Here is a 16,731-nt window from a genome sequence, read left to right on the forward strand (position 1 = left end):
CCCTAAGGAATGTCAGTCGCGACGCCGCGAGATGACGTAGGATTCATCGTAGAACCACAGCCCGTTGTGCTTTCGCAGAACCTCTCTGGCGGCGTCGAGCGCGCGGGACGAGTGGGCCACCTCGGTCAGGCGGTCTTCCTCGATCTGCGCGACATACACCGCCGCGTTCCAGGCTGCAAAGGCCGTCGAGGTTCCGATCGCACCGGTGACCTCGTTGGGCAGAGCCTCCATCTCATACCTGAAAATCGAGCGATTGTCCGCATAGGCGTTAAAATTTAAGTCCCGCCCACTGGAGCCGAGCTCGTATTTCACGGCGCGCAATAGCTCATGGCGGCTGACCGAGAAAGGATTTTCTCCCGGCCAGACCGCCTGGATGATGTCCAGGCCCGGATCCTGGCCGTGGGAGTGGATTCCGATCAGCCGGCCGCCCGGCTTCAGCGCCCGCGCCAGCGGTGCGATGATGCGCTTGGCGCGGAAATTGACCGAGGACCGGGCCCGGTAGGGCTGCGAGGCGATGATCAGGTCGAAATTGGCCTCGACCCGACCGGCCCGCGGGATGATGCCGTCGAGCAGGAAGCGGTGATCCTCGCGATACAGCACCAAGGCGATCGGCCGCTCATAGACCGGCATGCCGGTGCGCGGGGAGACGTTGGCGCGCCAGTTCTGCTCCAGAAACGGCTTCAGCGCCGTGATCTGGGCCTCGAAATCCCCGGACGAATCGCCCTGCAGCACGACCTCGTGCCAGATCATCGAGGCGGCTACCGAAGGCGACGCCGGCGTCAGCCAGGGCGCCTCGGCATAGTTCATGTTGGTGAACACGAACACGCTGGCCGGATGCTCGAACAGCCGGTCCGGGACCTTCTCCAGTGTCAGCCTGACATCCTCGAGGCTCAGCTCCTTGCCGGCCACATAGAACGGAATGTGTGGAAAACGGCCGTGCATGGTGCGCAGGACCTTCGACAGCACGGTGCCGTCGCCGACGCCGGCGTCGAACAGCCGCAGCGCCGGCGGCCGCGGATGGATGCTGGCGAGTTCGAGACCGACGCGCTCGGCCACCACCCGCTTCTCGCTGCAGGTGTGCACGAACAGCAGGTATTTCTGACGGTTCTCGAAGAAGCGGAAATTGCTCTTGGGATCGCGCTTTTCGGGCACGACGTCGAGCCGCGGCGGCGGCAGCGTGCCAGTCGAGGCCGCGATATAGGCCTGGATGCGATCCAGCGTGTCGATGGTGATGCGCTTGCCCTCGCGCAGCCGCTGCACGAGCTTGCCGTCGTTCACGGCGCGCCGGCCGAACGTCGATTCCGCCATGTCCGACTGGCGGCAGAACTCCGTGATCTGGGCGAGCAGCTGGTCGTTCTTCATTCGGCTCGACGGGTGGGAAACAGGAGTGGGCAACGCGCCCTTGGCCCAACCTCCTAGCACCATCTGCCCACCATTGGAAAGAGCCTGAACCCGGAACCTTCCGGACGCAACAAACCGGATAGGTTCCCGCCTCTCGTCCCCCACGGTCCGTGCCGATGCGCCGCTCCCTCCTGCTGCTGATACCGCTGCTGGCTGCCCTCTGGGCGTCTCCCGGCCTCGCCCAGTCGAAGTCCCAGCTTGGCCCCCTCTGTACCACCGAGACGACGCCGGCCGACCAGATGATCGCCGCCTGCACCAAGATCATCGCGCTGAAGGTGTTCTCCGGCAGCCAGCTCGCCACGATCTATTTCTGGCGCGCGGTCGGCTGGAACAAGAAGGGCGACTACACCCACGTCATCGCCGATGCCACCGAGGCGCTGCGGCTGCAGCCGGCGCAGGCGATCTACAATCTGCGCGGCTCGGCCTATTACGACAAGGGCGAGTACGAGATCGCGATCGCCGACTTCAACGACGCCATCAAGAGCGGCGCGCCGAGCGGCACGCTCTTCCACAACCGCGGCAACGCCTATCGCGGCACCGGCGACTACGCCAGGGCGATTGCCGACTATGACCAGGCGATCAGGCTGACGCCGAAATCCGCGCTGTCCTGGCAGAATCGCGGCATCTCCAAGGAAGCGACCGGCGACCTCGACGGCGCGCTCGGCGACATCAACGAGGCGATCCGGCTCGATCCGGCGCTGGCCTCGCCGCTGATCAACCGCAGCGTGATCTGGCGCGCCAAGGGCCATCTCGACCGCGCCGTTGCCGACGCCTCCGAGGCGGTCCGGCTGGCGCAGAATCCGCCGGCCAACGTGATGACACCGCCGGGCAGCGTCGTCATCTCAGCCCACGTGCATCGCGCGCTGGCCTATGAGGCCAAGGGCGAGTTCGATGCGGCCAAGGCGGATTACGCCGCGGCGCTGAAGCCCACCGCATCCGATGCCGGCAGCAAGGCCAGCCAGGCCACCGCCAGGGTGCGGCTGTCGCTGCTGTCGGAGCCGGCGGCGCGCCCCCAGCAGCGGCCGGAATCCCCGGCCCCCTCCTCGGCCGCAGCGGTGCCGACCGGGCAGCGCATGGCGCTGGTCATCGGCAACGGCGCCTACACGCACGTGCAGCCGCTGCCCAATCCGCCGCGCGACGCGCGAACCATCGCCAGGAGCCTGCGCGACATCGGCTTCACGGTGACGGAGGGCCTCGATCTCGACCGCGCGGCGATGCAGGCGAAGACGCGCGACTTCCTGCGCGAGGCGGCGCGGGCGCAGGTCGCCGTGGTGTTCTATGCCGGCCACGGCGTGCAGATCGACGGCCGCAACTATCTCGTCCCCACCGACATTGCGCCGTCTGCAGGCAGCGACGTGGTCACGGCGATGGTCGACATGGACCAGATCCTGGCCGGGCTCGACGACCAGGTCCGCACCAACATCCTGATCCTCGATGCCTGCCGCAACAATCCGTTCGCCCCGCCGGAGACGGCAGGCGCCGGCCCCGGCCGGGGTCTCAGCGCCAGCGGGCTCGCCGCACCAACGTCGCTCGGTACCGGCGCGACGTCCGGGGCCGGCACGCTGATCGCGTTCGCGACGGCGCCGGGCAAGGTCGCGCTCGACGGCGACGGCGACAACAGCCCGTTCTCGGCGGCGCTGACCCGCCACATCGGCACGCCCGGTCTCGAGGTGCAGCAGATGCTGACGCGCGTTCGCGCCGAGGTCGTGGCCGGCACCAAGAACAAGCAGGTGCCGTGGTCGAACTCCTCGCTGCTCGGTGAGGTCTATCTGGCGGCGAGATAGACCTGCGGCTGGGCAGGCGCTGCCCCAGCCCGACCGTCACGGCCCTCGGGGAGTCAGGTGCAGCATGCCCGAATCCTGATATGCTGCCGCACAATGGAGACGAAGCGTATCGCCGTCGGCCCGCCCAATCGCCGACACGATCCGCCGGCAACAAGCTCGTCTCGAAGGATCAGGGAGGCTCGCATGATCGGTCGTTTCGTTGTTGGACTTGGTCTGTCAGTCGTGCTGGCCGCAGGCCCGGCGCTCGCCGACGATGTCACCGGCGTCTGGCTGCGCGAAAGCGGCGCCTCCAAGGTCAAATTCGCGCCCTGCGGCGGCGCCGTCTGCGGCACGCTGGTCTGGATCAAGGAAGGCACCGACACTCCCGCCAAGGTCGGACAGCGGCTGTTCTCCGGGATGAAGCCGACCGGCCCCAATGCCTGGGCCGGCAGCTACAGCAATCCCGATGACGGCAAGACCTATGATGCCAAGATGACGCTCACCGGCGGCACCCTGACGACCGCCGGTTGCGCCTTTGGCGGCGTCATCTGCCGTTCCTCGACCTGGACGCGGGCGAATTAGAGCTCCGTTTGCGAATTCAGACTACGGTCGGGTCGCATCAAGGCATCGATCGTCCATATGGCAGCAAAGACGCAGGCGCGGCTGGGATTCGTGCTGTTTGCGGTGATTGCCGCAGCAGCCGCGACGTTCGTGCTGGCGCGCCGCTCCGCGACGCCGTCGGGCAGCAACCACCGCACGGTTCGCCAACTCATCGTCCACTACAACCTGATGGCGCGCTCCGATGACCCGATCGTCGTGCTCGGCGACAGCATCGTCGAGGCGGCGACGCTGCCGGCCAGCGCCTGCGGACATCCGATCGTCAACGCCGGTCTCGCCGGCGCCGGGACGCGCAGCGACCTGGCCGGCTGGCTCAAGCCCGCACTCGGCCCGAAACGGCCGTTCGCGATCATCGTCTCCCTCGGCGTGAACGATGCGCTGACCGCCAAGTCCGACTCCAGCGAGGCCTTCGCCGGGCGCTACGCGGCCCTGCTGCGCGAGCTGTCAAAGCTCACCACGCGCATCTTCGTCACCGAGTTTCCCTCCGTCGAGGCGCGCGGGCCATTCACGCCGGCCATGGAGAAGGCCGCCATGGCGAGCATCACCGGCTATCGCGCCATGCTGCCGGACCTCGCGAGGCGCACCGGCGCGACCTTCCTGCCCCTGCCGCCGATGGAATCGCCGTTCACGCTCGAAGGCATCCACCTGAATGCCACGGGCTATCGGTCCTGGGACCAGGCGATCCTGCAGGGAACCGAGCTCGCCTGCCGCTGATCCCGCAGGCTGCGAAAACAATCCTTCACTTCGCGCCGGCTAGGATGGGGGCGCACATCCCGTCGAGACGGTTAACGATCACCGCATGGCCCCGCTTCACACATCGACATCGCCTGGGACTCACAAGCTGCTCGGGCTGGAGCTGCTGCGTTTCCTCGCCACGATCTCGGTGCTGCTGTGGCACTACCCGCACTTCGCCTACATCGCCGATGCCCCTGTCGATCTCGTCCGCAGCGAGCTGCCGTTCTACAATGTCCTGTTTCCGTTCTATGAGCTCGGCGAATACGGCGTGGTGATCTTCTGGTGCATCTCGGGCTTCATCTTCTTCTGGAAGTACAGCGCGATCATCCCGGATGGCACGGTCGATGGCTGGACCTTCTTCGTCAACCGGGTGTCGCGGCTCTATCCGCTGCATCTCGCAACGCTGCTGCTGGTCGCGGGGCTGCAGGCCCTCTATGCCGCGCAGCACGGCGTCTTCTTCGTCTACCAGAGCAACGATCTCGCTCATTTCGTCACCCAGCTTTTCATGGCGAGCGACTGGCTGCCGCCGACCGGGGTCAGCTTCAACGGCCCGATCTGGTCGGTCTCGATCGAGGTTCTGGTCTATGCGGCCTTCTTCCTGGCGCTGCGTTTCGTCACCACATCACCGCTGTTGAACCTGGCGATGATCCTGGCCGGCATCGCGAGCGGGACACTGGTCGGCAAGTGTTTCGTGTTCTTCTATGCCGGCGGACTGGCCGCCATGGCGCGGCAGGGCGTCGCCGATGCCCCGTACCGCGCGCGGCTGGAAGCGTTCGCCGCGTGCGCCGTCGTTACAATTCCGCCGGCCCTCTGGCTCTCCGGCGTTGAGCTTGCCGAGCGCTCCGCAGCGCTCCTGCTCGTTTATACACCCATCCTCTTGTTCGTCTGCGCGACGCCCATCACGCTTCCACGGCGCACCGAAGTCCTGCTGCAGGCCGCCGGCAACATGACTTATTCGTGCTACCTGTTGCACTTCCCGATCCAGCTCACGATCGCGCTGGCTTTCGGCGCGCTTGGACGAGCGATGCCCTACGGCAGCCCCTCGTTCTGGGTCGGCTTCATGGGGCTGACCCTGACCGCGGCGTATCTCACCTATTCCGGGTTCGAGGCCCCGGCACAGCGGCTGATCCGCCGCGCGCTGCTGCGCAAAAAAGAAGCGGAGCGGATTGCTCCGGCCCCGCTTCCGCATCACTGATCAGCACGCCCCATGTCGAGGCGTGCAGTGTTCACGGCGCGCTTACTTCCCCCAGATCTCCTCGGCAAGCTCGACGCAGAGGCGCAGCTTGGCCCACTGCTCTTCCTCGGAGAGGATGTTGCCCTCCTCGGTCGAGGCGAAGCCGCATTGCGGCGACAGCGCGAGCTGGTCGAGCGGGGCGAACTTCGAGGCCTCTTCCAGGCGGCGCTTGATGTCGTCCTTCTTCTCGAGCTCGCCGACCTTCGAGGTCACGAGACCGACGACGACGACCTTGTTGCCCTTGGGCAGGAAGCGCAGCGGCTCGAAGCCGCCGGCGCGCTCGCTGTCATACTCCAGGAAATAGCCGTCGTAGTTGGTATTGGCGAGCATGGTCTCGGCGACCGGCTCGTAGCCGCCCGAGGAGATCCAGGTCGAACGGAAATTGCCGCGGCAGACATGCGTGGTGATCGTCATGTCGGCGGGCCGCTCGGCGATCGCGTAGTTGATGATGCGCGAATAGATCTGCTGCAGACCGTCGGGATTGTCGCCGCGCTCGCGCGCCTTCTTGAGCTCGTCCTGCGAGCACAGATAAGCCCAGACCGTATCGTCGAACTGCAGGTAGCGGCAGCCGGCGTCGTAGAAGGCCTTCACGGCCTTGCGATAGGTCTTGCCGAGATCCTCGTAGAAGGCGTCGAGATCGGGATAGACGTCCTTGGAGATCGACTTGCGGCCGCCACGGAAGTGCAGCACCGCCGGTGACGGGATCGTCATCTTCGCCGTGACATGCGCGGTGTCGGCGTGCTTCTTGAGGAAGCGGAAGTGGTCGAGCATCGGATGACTATCCGGGAAGTCGAGCTTGCCGATCACGCGCACCGCGTCATGACGAGTCTGCACGCCGGTGAACTGGATGCCGGTGTCCGGGTGAAACAGCTCGCATCCGGTCAGCTTGGCGAGAAAGTCGAAGTGCCACCAGGAGCGACGGAACTCTCCGTCGGTGGCGAGCTTGAGACCGGTCGAGGCCTGGCGATGCACGACCTTCTCAATCTCCATGTCCTCGATCTTTCGGAGATCGTCGGCCGAGATCTCGCCCTTCTCGAGCTTGGCGCGGGCTTCCTTGATCTTCTGCGGCCGCAAGAGGCTGCCGACTTCGTCGGCGCGGAATGGGGGCTTGGTGCGTTGCATGTGCTCACTCCTTGGAAGGCGTCGATTCGTTGGATAGGGTTGTTGGACCGGCTGCGATCTGTCCTGGCTGGTTACCTGGGCAAAGCGTGATGGACTGGGTCCATCCCCTACCCCGTATCCGGTCGGTATACAATTCTATCGAGGAGAGATCGTGGAGGGGCATGGCGCAATCCATGGCCCGAGCAATGGGCTGACCTACCCTGACCTCGTTCAATGGGGCATCCTGAGGTGAACCCATCAAATCCGCCTCCAGGTGAAGTGCCATCGCGACAACGGCGCTGGCCAGCCTTCCTGCTGTAACGACCGGATCCTGCATACCGGTGTCCACGGCGGCCGCACCATACCGCCGGATCTTCCGGCATGGCCTTCACGCTGACTGCGCGAGCCACACCGTCCCTGCAACCAAGGATGACGCTTCGCCCTGTAGCGTTCAAGCCCGACGATCAGGTCAATGCGCGGCCGCGCTCGCGACGCCGAGGTGCCGCTCCAATGGCGCCGGATCGGCCTTCAAGGCGCTCGACGGCGCGTCATGCACGATGGTGCCACGCTCCAGGATGACGACGCGGTCAGCCAGCGCGAGCAGCTTCTGCGCGTGCTGCTCGACGATCACGGAGCACAGGCCGCCGGCGCGGCTGATGGTGCCGATCGCGGCCAGCAGCTCCTCGACGATGATCGGCGCGAGGCCCTCGGTCGGCTCGTCGAGCAGCAGCACCTTGGGATTCAGGGTGAGCGCGCGGCCGATCGCCAGCATCTGCTGCTCGCCGCCGGAGAGCTGATTGCCGAAATTGTTGCGTCGCTCCTTGAGCCGCGGAAACATCTGGTAGACGCGCTCGATCGTCCAGGGTCCCGGCTGCGCCACCGCCGTCATGTTCTCCTCCACCGTGAGCGAGCGGAAGATGTTGCGCTCCTGCGGCACCCAGCCGATGCCGGCGCGGGCGCGCTGGTCGGCGCGAAGAGCCGTGATGTCGGTGCCGGCGAGCGCGAGCTTGCCGGAGAAGCGGCGGGTGACGCCGACGATGGAGTTGATCAACGTGGTCTTGCCAGTGCCGTTGCGGCCGAGCAGCGCCAGCACCTGGCCCTCGGGCAGCTTGAGCGACATGTTCGGCAGCACGACCGCCTGGCCGTAGCCGGCGCGAAGATTTTCAATCGCGAGCAGATCGGTCATCACGCGGCCTCGCCGAGGTAGACCGCCTTGACCTGCGGATCACGCGCAACCTCGTCGGGCGTGCCTTCAACCAGCAGAGCGCCGGAGACCAGAACCGAGATGCGGTCGGCGAAGGAGAAGACGAGGTCCATGTCGTGCTCGATCAGCAGCACCGTGACGTCGCGCGGCAGCGCGGCGACGGCGGCGAGGATGTCCTTGCGCTCGCCCTCGGGCACGCCGGCGGCGGGCTCGTCGAGCAGCAGCACGCGGGGCTTGGCGGCGATCGCGACCGCGATCTCCAGCAGGCGCTGCTTGCCATAGGGCAAGGTCGAGGTGCGGTCGTTCATCACGTCGAGCAGCCGGAAGCGCTCGAGCGTCTCGGCGATCTCGGCATTGATGTCGTCGCGCGTGCCCATGCGCCGCCACCAATTGCCGCCGCCGCCGAGCCGCTCGGAGACCGCAAGCCCGATGGTCTCCAACGGCGTCAGGTCGGGATACAGCTGGTTGATCTGGAAGGTGCGCGACAGGCCGCGCAGCACGCGCTTGTGCACCGGCAGATCGGTGATGTCCTGGCCTTCGAGCAGGATGCGGCCCGCGCTCGGCTCCAGCACGCCTGTGAGCTGATTGATGACCGTGGTCTTGCCGGCGCCGTTCGGACCGATCAGCGCGTGGCGCGCGCCGGGCGCGATCTGCAGCGACAGGTCGCGGGTGACGTGAAGGCCGCCGAAATGCTTGTCGAGGCCGCGGGTTTCCAATGCGTAGGTCATGGCGCCTCGTTATCGGTGAGGGCCACCGCGGCCTTGCGGCCGGCGATCTGGCGCAGGACGAGGTTGGGCAGCCACAGCGCATAGGCGTGGATGCGGTGGCGGCCGACCAGCACGATGACGACCAGCACGAGGCCGATCCAGAACATCCAGTACTGCGGCGTGATCCACTGGAACAGTTCCTGCAACATCCGGAACACGGCGGCGCCGATCAGCCCGCCATAGAGATAGCCGGAGCCGCCGATGACCAGCATCAGCACCAGATCGGCCGAGCGCTCGAACGCGAACACGTCCAGCGAGGCGAGCGCCGTGGTCTGGGTGAACAGCGCCCCCGCAATGCCGGCATAGAACGCCGCGACGGTGTAGATCGCGATCAGGCGTTTGTTGACGGGAATGCCGACAGCGGCCGCGCGCAACGGATTGTTCTTGATCGCGCGCAGCGACAAGCCGAACGGCGAGTGTACGATGGTCCGCGCCAGCAGGAACAGCACGAACAGCACCGCAAGCGAATAGAAGAAGCCGGTCCTGCCGAACATGTCGAAGGCGAACACGCCGAAGATCGGCTGGATGTCGATGCCCTGGAGACCGTCGGTACCGCCGGTGATGTTGGAGAAGCGCTCCGCCAGCGCCTCCATCAACAGCGCGATGCCGAGCGTCACCATCAGCCGCGTCAGGTCGACGCCGCGGATGACCAGGAAGCTGGTGGCGAAGCCAAGCACGGTGGCGGCGAGGCCGGCCACGATCAGCGCCAGCACCGGCTCGTTGATGATGCCGTGCACCGAGAGCAGGCCCGCGCAATAGGCTCCGACGCCGAAGAAGGCGGCGTGGCCGAGCGAGACGATGCCGGCATAGCCGAGGATCAGGTCGAGCGACAGCGCGAACAACGCCAGCCGCAGGATCTCGGTCATGATCAGGTAGCGCGAGGGAAACGCGAGGCCAACCGCCAGCACGACGATCCAGAAGGCGAACTCGCTCCAGTGCCAGCGGCCATGCTGCCTGGCGTGAAATCCGACCTCGGCTTGTGCGTTCGTGGTCATGCGATCCTCACCGCGTCGCCGTGCGACCGAACAGGCCGTTCGGACGCCAGATCAGGATCACGATCATGATGGTGTAGATGACGAAGGGGCCGAGCTTCGGCACGTAGTATTTGCCGGCGACGTCGCCGATGCCGAGCAGCAGCGAGGCCAGGAACGGCCCGGTGATCGAGGACGAGCCGCCCACGGTGACCACGATCAGGAAGTAGATCATGAACTTCAGCGGGAAGTACGGATCGAGGCCGAGGATCTCGGCGCTGAGCGCGCCGCCCAGGCCAGCGAGCCCGCAGCCGAACGCGAAGGTGAAGGCGAACACCTGCGGCACGTTGATGCCGAGGCCGCTCGCCGCGCGGGGATCATCGACGGCGGCGCGCAGTCGACTGCCGAACCGGGTCTTGGAGAGCACCAGCTGCAGCCCCACCGTGAGCAGCCCGCAGATCACGATGATCATCAGCCGATAGCGGCCGATGCCAACGCCGAAGACGTCGAACTGGCCCTGCAGCACATCGGGCAGATTGATGAAGATTCGCGAGGAGCCCATGATGTAGTCGACCGCGGCCACCGTCATGAAGACGAGCCCGATCGAGAACAGCACCTGGTCGAGATGGCTGCGCGCATAGAGATGCTGATAGAGCGTCCGCTCCAGCAGCGCGCCGATCATGGCGCTCGCGACGAAGGCCAGCGGCAGCGCCGCGAAGAACGGCCATCCCATCCGGTTGACGAGCACGGCGCAGACATAGCCGCCGGCCATGGCGAAGGCGCCATGGGCGAGGTTGACGAAGTTCATCAGGCCGAGCGTCACGGCGAGCCCGCAGGCCAGCACGAACAGCAGCATGCCGTAGGCGACGCCGTCGAACAGGTTGGTGAGGATGGCGGTCATTGAAGTGTACGTCGGTCCCCGGTCCTATCCCTTCCAGGGAAGGGCACACATGTCACGCTTCGCTCGGTCTGCGCCTCCCCCGCGTGCGGGGGAGGTCGGATCGCATCGAAGATGCGATCCGGGTGGGGGAACTCTCTGCACACAACCAGCGCGCCGCGGGGCGCCCCCACCCCAGCCCTCCCCCGCAAGCGGGAGAGGGAGCGGCACCTGTCGTGCCGCGCGTCCCTCGATGACGCCTATCGCGTCACTTCTTGGCCTTGCCCGGATCCTTGACGGCGTCGAAGGTCTGGAACTCGACGTTGTAGAGCTCGCCGTCGACCTTCTCGACCTTGCGGATGTAGACGTTCTGAACGATGTCGCGCGTCTCCGGATCGATCGAGATGGGACCGCGCGGGCTCTCCCAGGCCATGCCCTTCATCGCAGCAATCAGGGAATCGCCGTCGGTCTTGCCACCGGTCTTCTTCAGCGCCTCGTAGATCAGATGGATGCCGTCGTAGCCGCCGACTGCCATGAAGCCTGGACGGCTGTTGAACGCCTTCTTGTAGGCCGCGACGAACTCCTTGTTCTTCGCCGACGGATGCGCCGCCGAATAGATGTGCGCGGTGACGGCGCCGAGCACGGCGTCGCCCATGTCGTTGAGCAGGTCGTCGTCGGTGACGTCACCCGGTCCGATCACCTTGATGCCGCTCTTGTCGAGGCCGCGCTCGGCATATTGTTTCATGAAGTTGCCGCCCTGGCCGGCCGGCACGAACACGAACATGGCGTCCGGCTTGGCGTCCTTCATGCGCTGCAGGAAGGGAGCGAAGTCGGGGTTCGCCAGCGGAACCTTGATTTCCTCGACGATCTCGCCACCGCCAGCGGTGAAATGCTCCTTGAACGAGGCCAGCGCGTCGTTGCCGGGCGCGTAGTCCGAGGTCAGCGTGGCGACCTTCTTGATGCCGTTCTTGACCGCCCAGTCGCCGATGATGGTGGAGGACTGCGGCAGCGTGAAGCTGGTGCGGACGATGTAGGGCGACTTCTCGGTGATGATGGAGGTGCCGGCCGCCATGACGACTTCCGGGATCTTGCCCTGGGTGGCGAGCGGCGCGGCGGCGAAGGCCGCCGGCGTCACGCCAAAGCCGGCGATCACGTTGACCTTGTCGTTGACGATCAGCTCCTGCGCCAGACGCTTGGTATTGTCGGGCAGCGCCGCGTCGTCCTTGAGGATGACCTGGATCTTCTTGCCGGCGACGGTGTCGCCGTTCTGCTGCATGTAGAGCTTAATGGCATTGTCGATCTGCTTGCCGGTCGACGCCTGGCCGCCGGTCATCGGCACGATCAGGCCGATCTTGAACGCGTCTTCGGCCCGCGCCGCACCGGACGCGAGCGCAGCCGCGGCAAGAGCCGCACTGGCGAGCGTCAGTGTCTTGCTTCGCACGAACATTGAAACTACCTCCCTGGTCGGATCAGGACCGCAGCCCCCGGCCATTGTTGTCTTAACCGTGCGATCTCGTTCACGATATCGCGGGCGCATCGCTGCGGACTCGGGACCCCGTTGTCAATGGCGATCATGGGAGGCTTCGTGAACGGTAGGTTTCCGCAACGGACCACCAATCCGTGATAGGTATATTAATACCCCAATCATCGAACGGCCAAATTTTGCCAATTGATGGCAAGTCGTTAGGGTCCGGGCCGCGGGTCGCCCGCAGCACGAAAGGTCACCCATCAATGCCGGCCAGACACCCCCACCGGACCAGACTGTTTCCGGCCGCGATGATGCTTCTGGCCATGGCTGGGCCGATCCTCGCCGGCTGCTCGTCGATCAATGAGAAGGTCGGCGCGGGGATGGGCGACCTGATGCCGCAATGGGCCGGCGGCCTGCCGGCCGGTGCGCCGCCCCGTCCAGGAACCCCGGAATACGACCGTTTCATGCAGGAGCGCGAGCGGCAGCGGCAGATGCCGGCCGCCGAACGCGACAAGGAGACGCAGTCGAACGCCAACGCGCAGGCGACCGTCCCCGGCCGCTGACGGGCGGTCGCGACATCAATCCATGAAGACGACGGTCTTGCGCCCGTTGAGGATGACGCGATCCTCGAGGTGATAACGGATCGCCCGCGCCAGCACGCGCCGCTCGATGTCGCGGCCCTTGCGCACGAGGTCCTCCGGCGTGTCGCGATGGCTGATGCGCTCGACATCCTGGTCGATGATCGGACCCTCGTCGAGATCCCGGGTCACGTAATGAGCTGTGGCGCCGATCAGCTTGACGCCGCGCTCATAGGCCTGGTGATAGGGTTTTGCGCCCTTGAAGCCCGGCAGGAACGAATGATGGATGTTGATGCAGCGGCCCGACAGGCTCGCCGACATCTCGTCCGACAGGATCTGCATATAGCGCGCCAGCACGACGAGATCGGTCTTCGTCTCATCGACCAGCTTCAGGATCGCCTGTTCCTGGTCGCGCTTGGTGTCCTTGGTCACCGGCATGTGGTGGAACGGGATGTCGCCGAAATCGAGCCCGGCATAGGTCTCGCGCGGATGGTTGGAGACGATGGCGGTCGGAATCATCGCGAGGTCGCGGGTGCGCCAGCGATAGAGGATGTCGACCAGACAATGGTCGAACTTCGACACCAGCAGCATCACCCGGCGCTGCCCGGCGCGGTCGCGCATCTGCCAGTCCATCGCAAAGCGCTCGGCGATCGCGGCGAAGCCGGTCTGCAGCGCCGGCAGGTTGACGGCGAGATCGGCGGCCGTGAACACCACCCGCATGAAGAAGTGACCCGTCTCGAAGTCGCCGAACTGCTGGGCATCGAGAATGTTCTGGCCATTGTGGGCGAGGAAGGTCGAAACGGCCGAGACGATCCCGGGACGATCCGGGCAGGACAGGGTCAGGACATATTGGTGGTCGGACATGGCGATGACGTACCGGGCGGATGATATGAGGGGAATGATGCGGCAGGCTTGGCGCCCGTTCGGGCCCTGCTCTACCACCCTCCGCGCGCTTGCGCCAACGCCCGGCGCGGGGGCAGGATGAACAAAACATCAACTCTCAAACTTCGAGCATCGCCATGGCTGACAGGCTGACCGGCAACCGCATCCTGATCCTGGAAACCCGCGAGGAGGCGCAGTTCTCGCGACTGCTCGCCGAGCAGGGCGCCGACGTGCTGCAATGTCCGATGTTCACGATCGAGGATGCGCCGGACCCGGTGCCGATCGAGGCCTGGATCCGCCGCTGCATCGAGCGGCCGTTCGATGACGTGGTGCTGATGACCGGCGAAGGCCTGCGGCGGCTGATGACCGTGGTGCGCCGGATCGGCCTCCAAGCGGAGTTCATCGCCGCGCTCGGCAAAACACGCAAGTTCACCCGTGGCCCGAAGCCGGGTCGCGCTTTGCGCGAGCTCGGGCTCGAGCCGCAGGTCACGACCGAGAAGCCGACATCCGAAGGCGTGGCTGAGCTGCTGTCGCGCTACGATCTCCAGGGTCATCGGCTCGGCCTGCAGCTCTATCCCGACAAGGACCATTCGGCACTGATCGGCGCCATCAAGGCCGCGGGCGCCGAGGTCGATCCCGTGCTGCCCTACGTCTATGACGCCAAGGCGGCGGATGCGAACATCCTCACCGCGATCGACGAGATGATCGCCGGCAAGGTCGATGCGATCGCGCTGACGAGCTCCGGCCAGCCGCGGCGGCTGTTCGACGTGGCCAGGGCGCACGGCGTCGAGGCACGCCTGCGCGAGGGGCTGGCACGCACGCAGATCGCCTCGGTCGGGCCCGTGGTGACGGAGGAGCTGGCTGCGCATGGGCTGGCGCCGTCGATCACGCCGGCGGGCGAGGCCTATTTCATGAAGCCGCTGATTTCGGCGATGGCCACGGCGCTGGGCGTGAAAGTGCCACGCGCTTCACCAAACTAATGGTGTCGTCCCGGCGAACGCCGGGACCCGTACCGCGTGATGTCTGACATGGGCAAACGGCACATTCCGCGCGTCTCACAGCATTCGGTGGTTATGGGTCGCGGCTCAAGGCCGGGACGACAGCGGAGGGTTACGCTTGCGCGTGCCCCCTCTCCTGCAGGAACGCTTGATACGCGCGCGCGATGCCGTCCTTCAGCGACGTCGTCGCGCGCCAGCCGAGCGCGGCGAGGCGCGACACGTCGAGCAGCTTGCGCGGCGTGCCGTCTGGCCGCGAGGTGTCGAAGCTGATCCGTCCCTGATAGCCGACCGTTGCCGCGACCACACGGGCGAAATCGGCAATCGTGATGTCCTCGCCGGTGCCGATGTTGACCAGCCCGGCGTCGGAATAGGTCTTCATCAGGTGCACGCAGGCATCCGCCATGTCGTCGACATAGAGGAATTCGCGCCGCGGCGTTCCCGTGCCCCAGACGACCACCTCGGGCGCATCGGCGAGCCGGGCCTCGTGGAAACGGCGGATCAGCGCCGCGACGACGTGGCTGTATTCAGGATGGTAGTTGTCGCCGGGACCGTAGAGATTGGTCGGCATCACGTTGATGAAGTCGGCGCCGTACTGGCTGCGATAGGCCTCGACCATCTTGATGCCGGCGATCTTGGCGATCGCATAGGGCTCGTTGGTCGGCTCCAGCGGCCCGGTCAGCATGGCGTCCTCGCGCAGTGGCTGCGCGGCAAGCTTCGGATAGATGCAGGAGGAACCGAGAAACATCAGCTTCTCGGCGCCATTCACATGCGCGGCGTGGATGACATTGGCAGCAATGGCAATGTTGTCGTAGATGAACTCGGCGCGCAGCGTGTTGTTGGCGACGATGCCGCCGACCTTCGCCGCAGCAAGGAACACTACCTGCGGCCTGGCGCGCGCGAACCATGCGAACACCGCCGCCTGGTCGCGCAGATCGACCTCGCCACGCGGCACCGTGAGCAACTCGACGCCTTCGCTCGCCAACCGCCGCACCAGCGCGCTGCCGACCATCCCGCGATGGCCGGCGACGAAGACACGCTTGCCGCGGAGATCAAACGGCGTGGCCACTGCTCGCCTCCCGCCGCGCGGCGCACAGATCGCTGGCGACCATCTCCTTGACCAGTTGGGCGAAGCTCGTCCTTGGTTTCCATCCGAGCTTGTCGCGCGCCTTGCTGCAATCGCCGATCAAGAGGTCGACCTCGGTCGGTCGGAAATAGGTCGGGTCGATCCGCACCACCGCCTTGCCGGACTTGGCGTCGATCCCGGTCTCCTCGACCCCCTCGCCGCGCCATTCGATGCGGCGACCGACCTCGGCGAAGGCGAGTTCGACCAGTTCGCGCACCGAATGGGTCTCACCGGTCGCCAGCACGAAATCGTCGGGCGTATCGGCCTGCAGGATGCGATGCATGCCCTCGACATAGTCGCGCGCATGGCCCCAGTCGCGTTTGGCCTCGAGATTGCCGAGATAGATCGTCTCCTCCAGGCCGGTTTCGATGCGGGCGACGCCGCGGGTGATCTTGCGGGTCACGAAGGTCTCGCCACGGATCGGGCTCTCGTGGTTGAACAGGATGCCGTTGCAGGCGAACATCCCGTAGGCCTCGCGATAGTTCACCGTGATCCAGTAGCCGTAGAGCTTGGCGCAGCCATAGGGCGAGCGCGGATAGAACGGCGTGGTCTCCCGTTGCGGGATCTCCTGCACCAGGCCGTACAGCTCCGAGGTCGAGGCCTGGTAGAAGCGCGTCTGCTTCTCCATGCCGAGAATGCGAATGGCTTCCAACAAGCGCAGGACCCCGAGCGCGTCGGCATTGGCGGTGTATTCCGGACTCTCGAAGCTGACGCCGACGTGGCTCTGGGCGGCGAGATTGTAGATCTCGTCGGGGCGGATCTGCTGCACCAGCCGGATCAGGTTGGTGGAATCGGTCATGTCGCCGTAGTGCAGCAGGAACGGCACGTTGCCTTCGTGCGGATCCTGGTAGAGATGGTCGATCCGCGCGGTATTGAAGGACGATGACCGCCGCTTGATCCCGTGCACGGTGTAGCCGAGACCGAGCAGATATTCGGCCAGATACGCGCCGTCCTGGCCCGTGACGCCCGTGATCAGCGCCACGCGGCCGCTGCAATCCTTCCCCGCCATGC

16 protein-coding genes are annotated in these 16,731 nt (G+C 65.9%); 6 read left to right on the plus strand and 10 right to left on the minus strand.

Annotated features, from left to right (window positions below; all coding sequences use genetic code 11):
• Nucleotides 1-12 precede the first annotated feature (12 nt).
• Nucleotides 13-1,362, minus strand: coding sequence for a hypothetical protein (locus ACQR0W_RS20795; protein WP_315712892.1), 1,350 nt, complete (start codon nt 1,360-1,362; stop codon nt 13-15).
• Between the two features lie 155 nt (nt 1,363-1,517).
• Here ACQR0W_RS20795 and ACQR0W_RS20800 point away from each other — a divergent pair, with 155 nt between their 5' ends.
• The 4 genes from ACQR0W_RS20800 (at nt 1,518) to ACQR0W_RS20815 (ending at nt 5,712) form a co-directional block, all read left to right on the plus strand.
• Entirely contained in the window at nt 1,518-3,185 is a 1,668-nt protein-coding gene (locus ACQR0W_RS20800) for a caspase family protein (protein ID WP_316169709.1), read from the plus strand.
• A 183-nt stretch (nt 3,186-3,368) separates the two neighbouring features.
• Nucleotides 3,369-3,746, plus strand: coding sequence for a DUF2147 domain-containing protein (locus tag ACQR0W_RS20805; RefSeq protein WP_315712895.1), 378 nt, complete (start codon nt 3,369-3,371; stop codon nt 3,744-3,746).
• A gap of 57 nt (nt 3,747-3,803) precedes the next feature.
• Entirely contained in the window at nt 3,804-4,496 is a 693-nt protein-coding gene (locus tag ACQR0W_RS20810) for an SGNH/GDSL hydrolase family protein (protein ID WP_316169710.1), read from the plus strand.
• A gap of 85 nt (nt 4,497-4,581) precedes the next feature.
• Complete coding sequence (locus ACQR0W_RS20815) at nt 4,582-5,712, plus strand: acyltransferase family protein (RefSeq protein WP_315753592.1); 1,131 nt, start codon at nt 4,582-4,584, stop codon at nt 5,710-5,712.
• 42 nt (nt 5,713-5,754) lie between these two features.
• Here the strand turns inward: ACQR0W_RS20815 and ACQR0W_RS20820 are convergent, their stop codons facing one another.
• The 6 genes from ACQR0W_RS20820 to ACQR0W_RS20845 form a co-directional block, all read right to left on the minus strand.
• Nucleotides 5,755-6,873, minus strand: coding sequence for a cobalamin-independent methionine synthase II family protein (locus ACQR0W_RS20820; protein WP_315712900.1), 1,119 nt, complete (start codon nt 6,871-6,873; stop codon nt 5,755-5,757).
• 448 nt (nt 6,874-7,321) lie between these two features.
• The gene (locus tag ACQR0W_RS20825) at nt 7,322-8,038 is read right to left on the minus strand and encodes an ABC transporter ATP-binding protein (protein WP_315712901.1); all 717 of its coding nucleotides are present in this window, start codon (nt 8,036-8,038) and stop codon (nt 7,322-7,324) included.
• Nucleotides 8,038-8,784, minus strand: a complete 747-nt coding sequence (locus tag ACQR0W_RS20830; RefSeq protein ID WP_315768765.1) for an ABC transporter ATP-binding protein — start codon at nt 8,782-8,784, stop codon at nt 8,038-8,040. Before ACQR0W_RS20830 ends, ACQR0W_RS20825 begins: the two co-directional genes overlap by 1 nt.
• On the minus strand, nt 8,781-9,818 hold the full coding sequence (locus ACQR0W_RS20835; RefSeq protein ID WP_315712904.1) for a branched-chain amino acid ABC transporter permease: 1,038 nt from the start codon (nt 9,816-9,818) through the stop codon (nt 8,781-8,783). The genes ACQR0W_RS20830 and ACQR0W_RS20835 overlap by 4 nt, the downstream gene beginning before the upstream one ends.
• Nucleotides 9,819-9,825: 7 nt before the next feature.
• Nucleotides 9,826-10,695: a branched-chain amino acid ABC transporter permease gene (locus ACQR0W_RS20840; protein ID WP_315712905.1), complete on the minus strand. Its 870-nt coding sequence runs from the start codon at nt 10,693-10,695 to the stop codon at nt 9,826-9,828.
• Nucleotides 10,696-10,939: 244 nt separating this feature from the next.
• Entirely contained in the window at nt 10,940-12,118 is a 1,179-nt protein-coding gene (locus ACQR0W_RS20845) for an ABC transporter substrate-binding protein (RefSeq protein WP_315712906.1), read from the minus strand.
• Nucleotides 12,119-12,462: 344 nt separating this feature from the next.
• Between ACQR0W_RS20845 and ACQR0W_RS20850 the strand changes: the two genes are divergently transcribed.
• Entirely contained in the window at nt 12,463-12,702 is a 240-nt protein-coding gene (locus ACQR0W_RS20850) for a hypothetical protein (RefSeq protein ID WP_315753582.1), read from the plus strand.
• A 15-nt stretch (nt 12,703-12,717) separates the two neighbouring features.
• Here the strand turns inward: ACQR0W_RS20850 and purU are convergent, their stop codons facing one another.
• On the minus strand, nt 12,718-13,581 hold the full coding sequence (gene purU / locus ACQR0W_RS20855) for a formyltetrahydrofolate deformylase (protein WP_315738990.1): 864 nt from the start codon (nt 13,579-13,581) through the stop codon (nt 12,718-12,720).
• Nucleotides 13,582-13,736: 155 nt separating this feature from the next.
• Between purU and ACQR0W_RS20860 the strand changes: the two genes are divergently transcribed.
• Nucleotides 13,737-14,579, plus strand: a complete 843-nt coding sequence (locus ACQR0W_RS20860; protein WP_315753580.1) for a uroporphyrinogen-III synthase — start codon at nt 13,737-13,739, stop codon at nt 14,577-14,579.
• 130 nt (nt 14,580-14,709) lie between these two features.
• Here ACQR0W_RS20860 and fcl read toward each other — a convergent pair whose 3' ends face one another.
• Both fcl and gmd read right to left on the minus strand, forming a co-directional pair.
• Nucleotides 14,710-15,663, minus strand: coding sequence for a GDP-L-fucose synthase (fcl, locus tag ACQR0W_RS20865; RefSeq protein WP_315753578.1), 954 nt, complete (start codon nt 15,661-15,663; stop codon nt 14,710-14,712).
• The gene (gene gmd / locus ACQR0W_RS20870; protein ID WP_315768775.1) at nt 15,647-16,729 is read right to left on the minus strand and encodes a GDP-mannose 4,6-dehydratase; all 1,083 of its coding nucleotides are present in this window, start codon (nt 16,727-16,729) and stop codon (nt 15,647-15,649) included. The genes fcl and gmd overlap by 17 nt, the downstream gene beginning before the upstream one ends.
• Nucleotides 16,730-16,731 lie beyond the last annotated feature (2 nt).

It is taken from the genome of Bradyrhizobium sp. HKCCYLRH1034, from assembly GCF_051168375.1.
Taxonomy (GTDB): Bacteria; Pseudomonadota; Alphaproteobacteria; order Rhizobiales; family Xanthobacteraceae; genus Bradyrhizobium.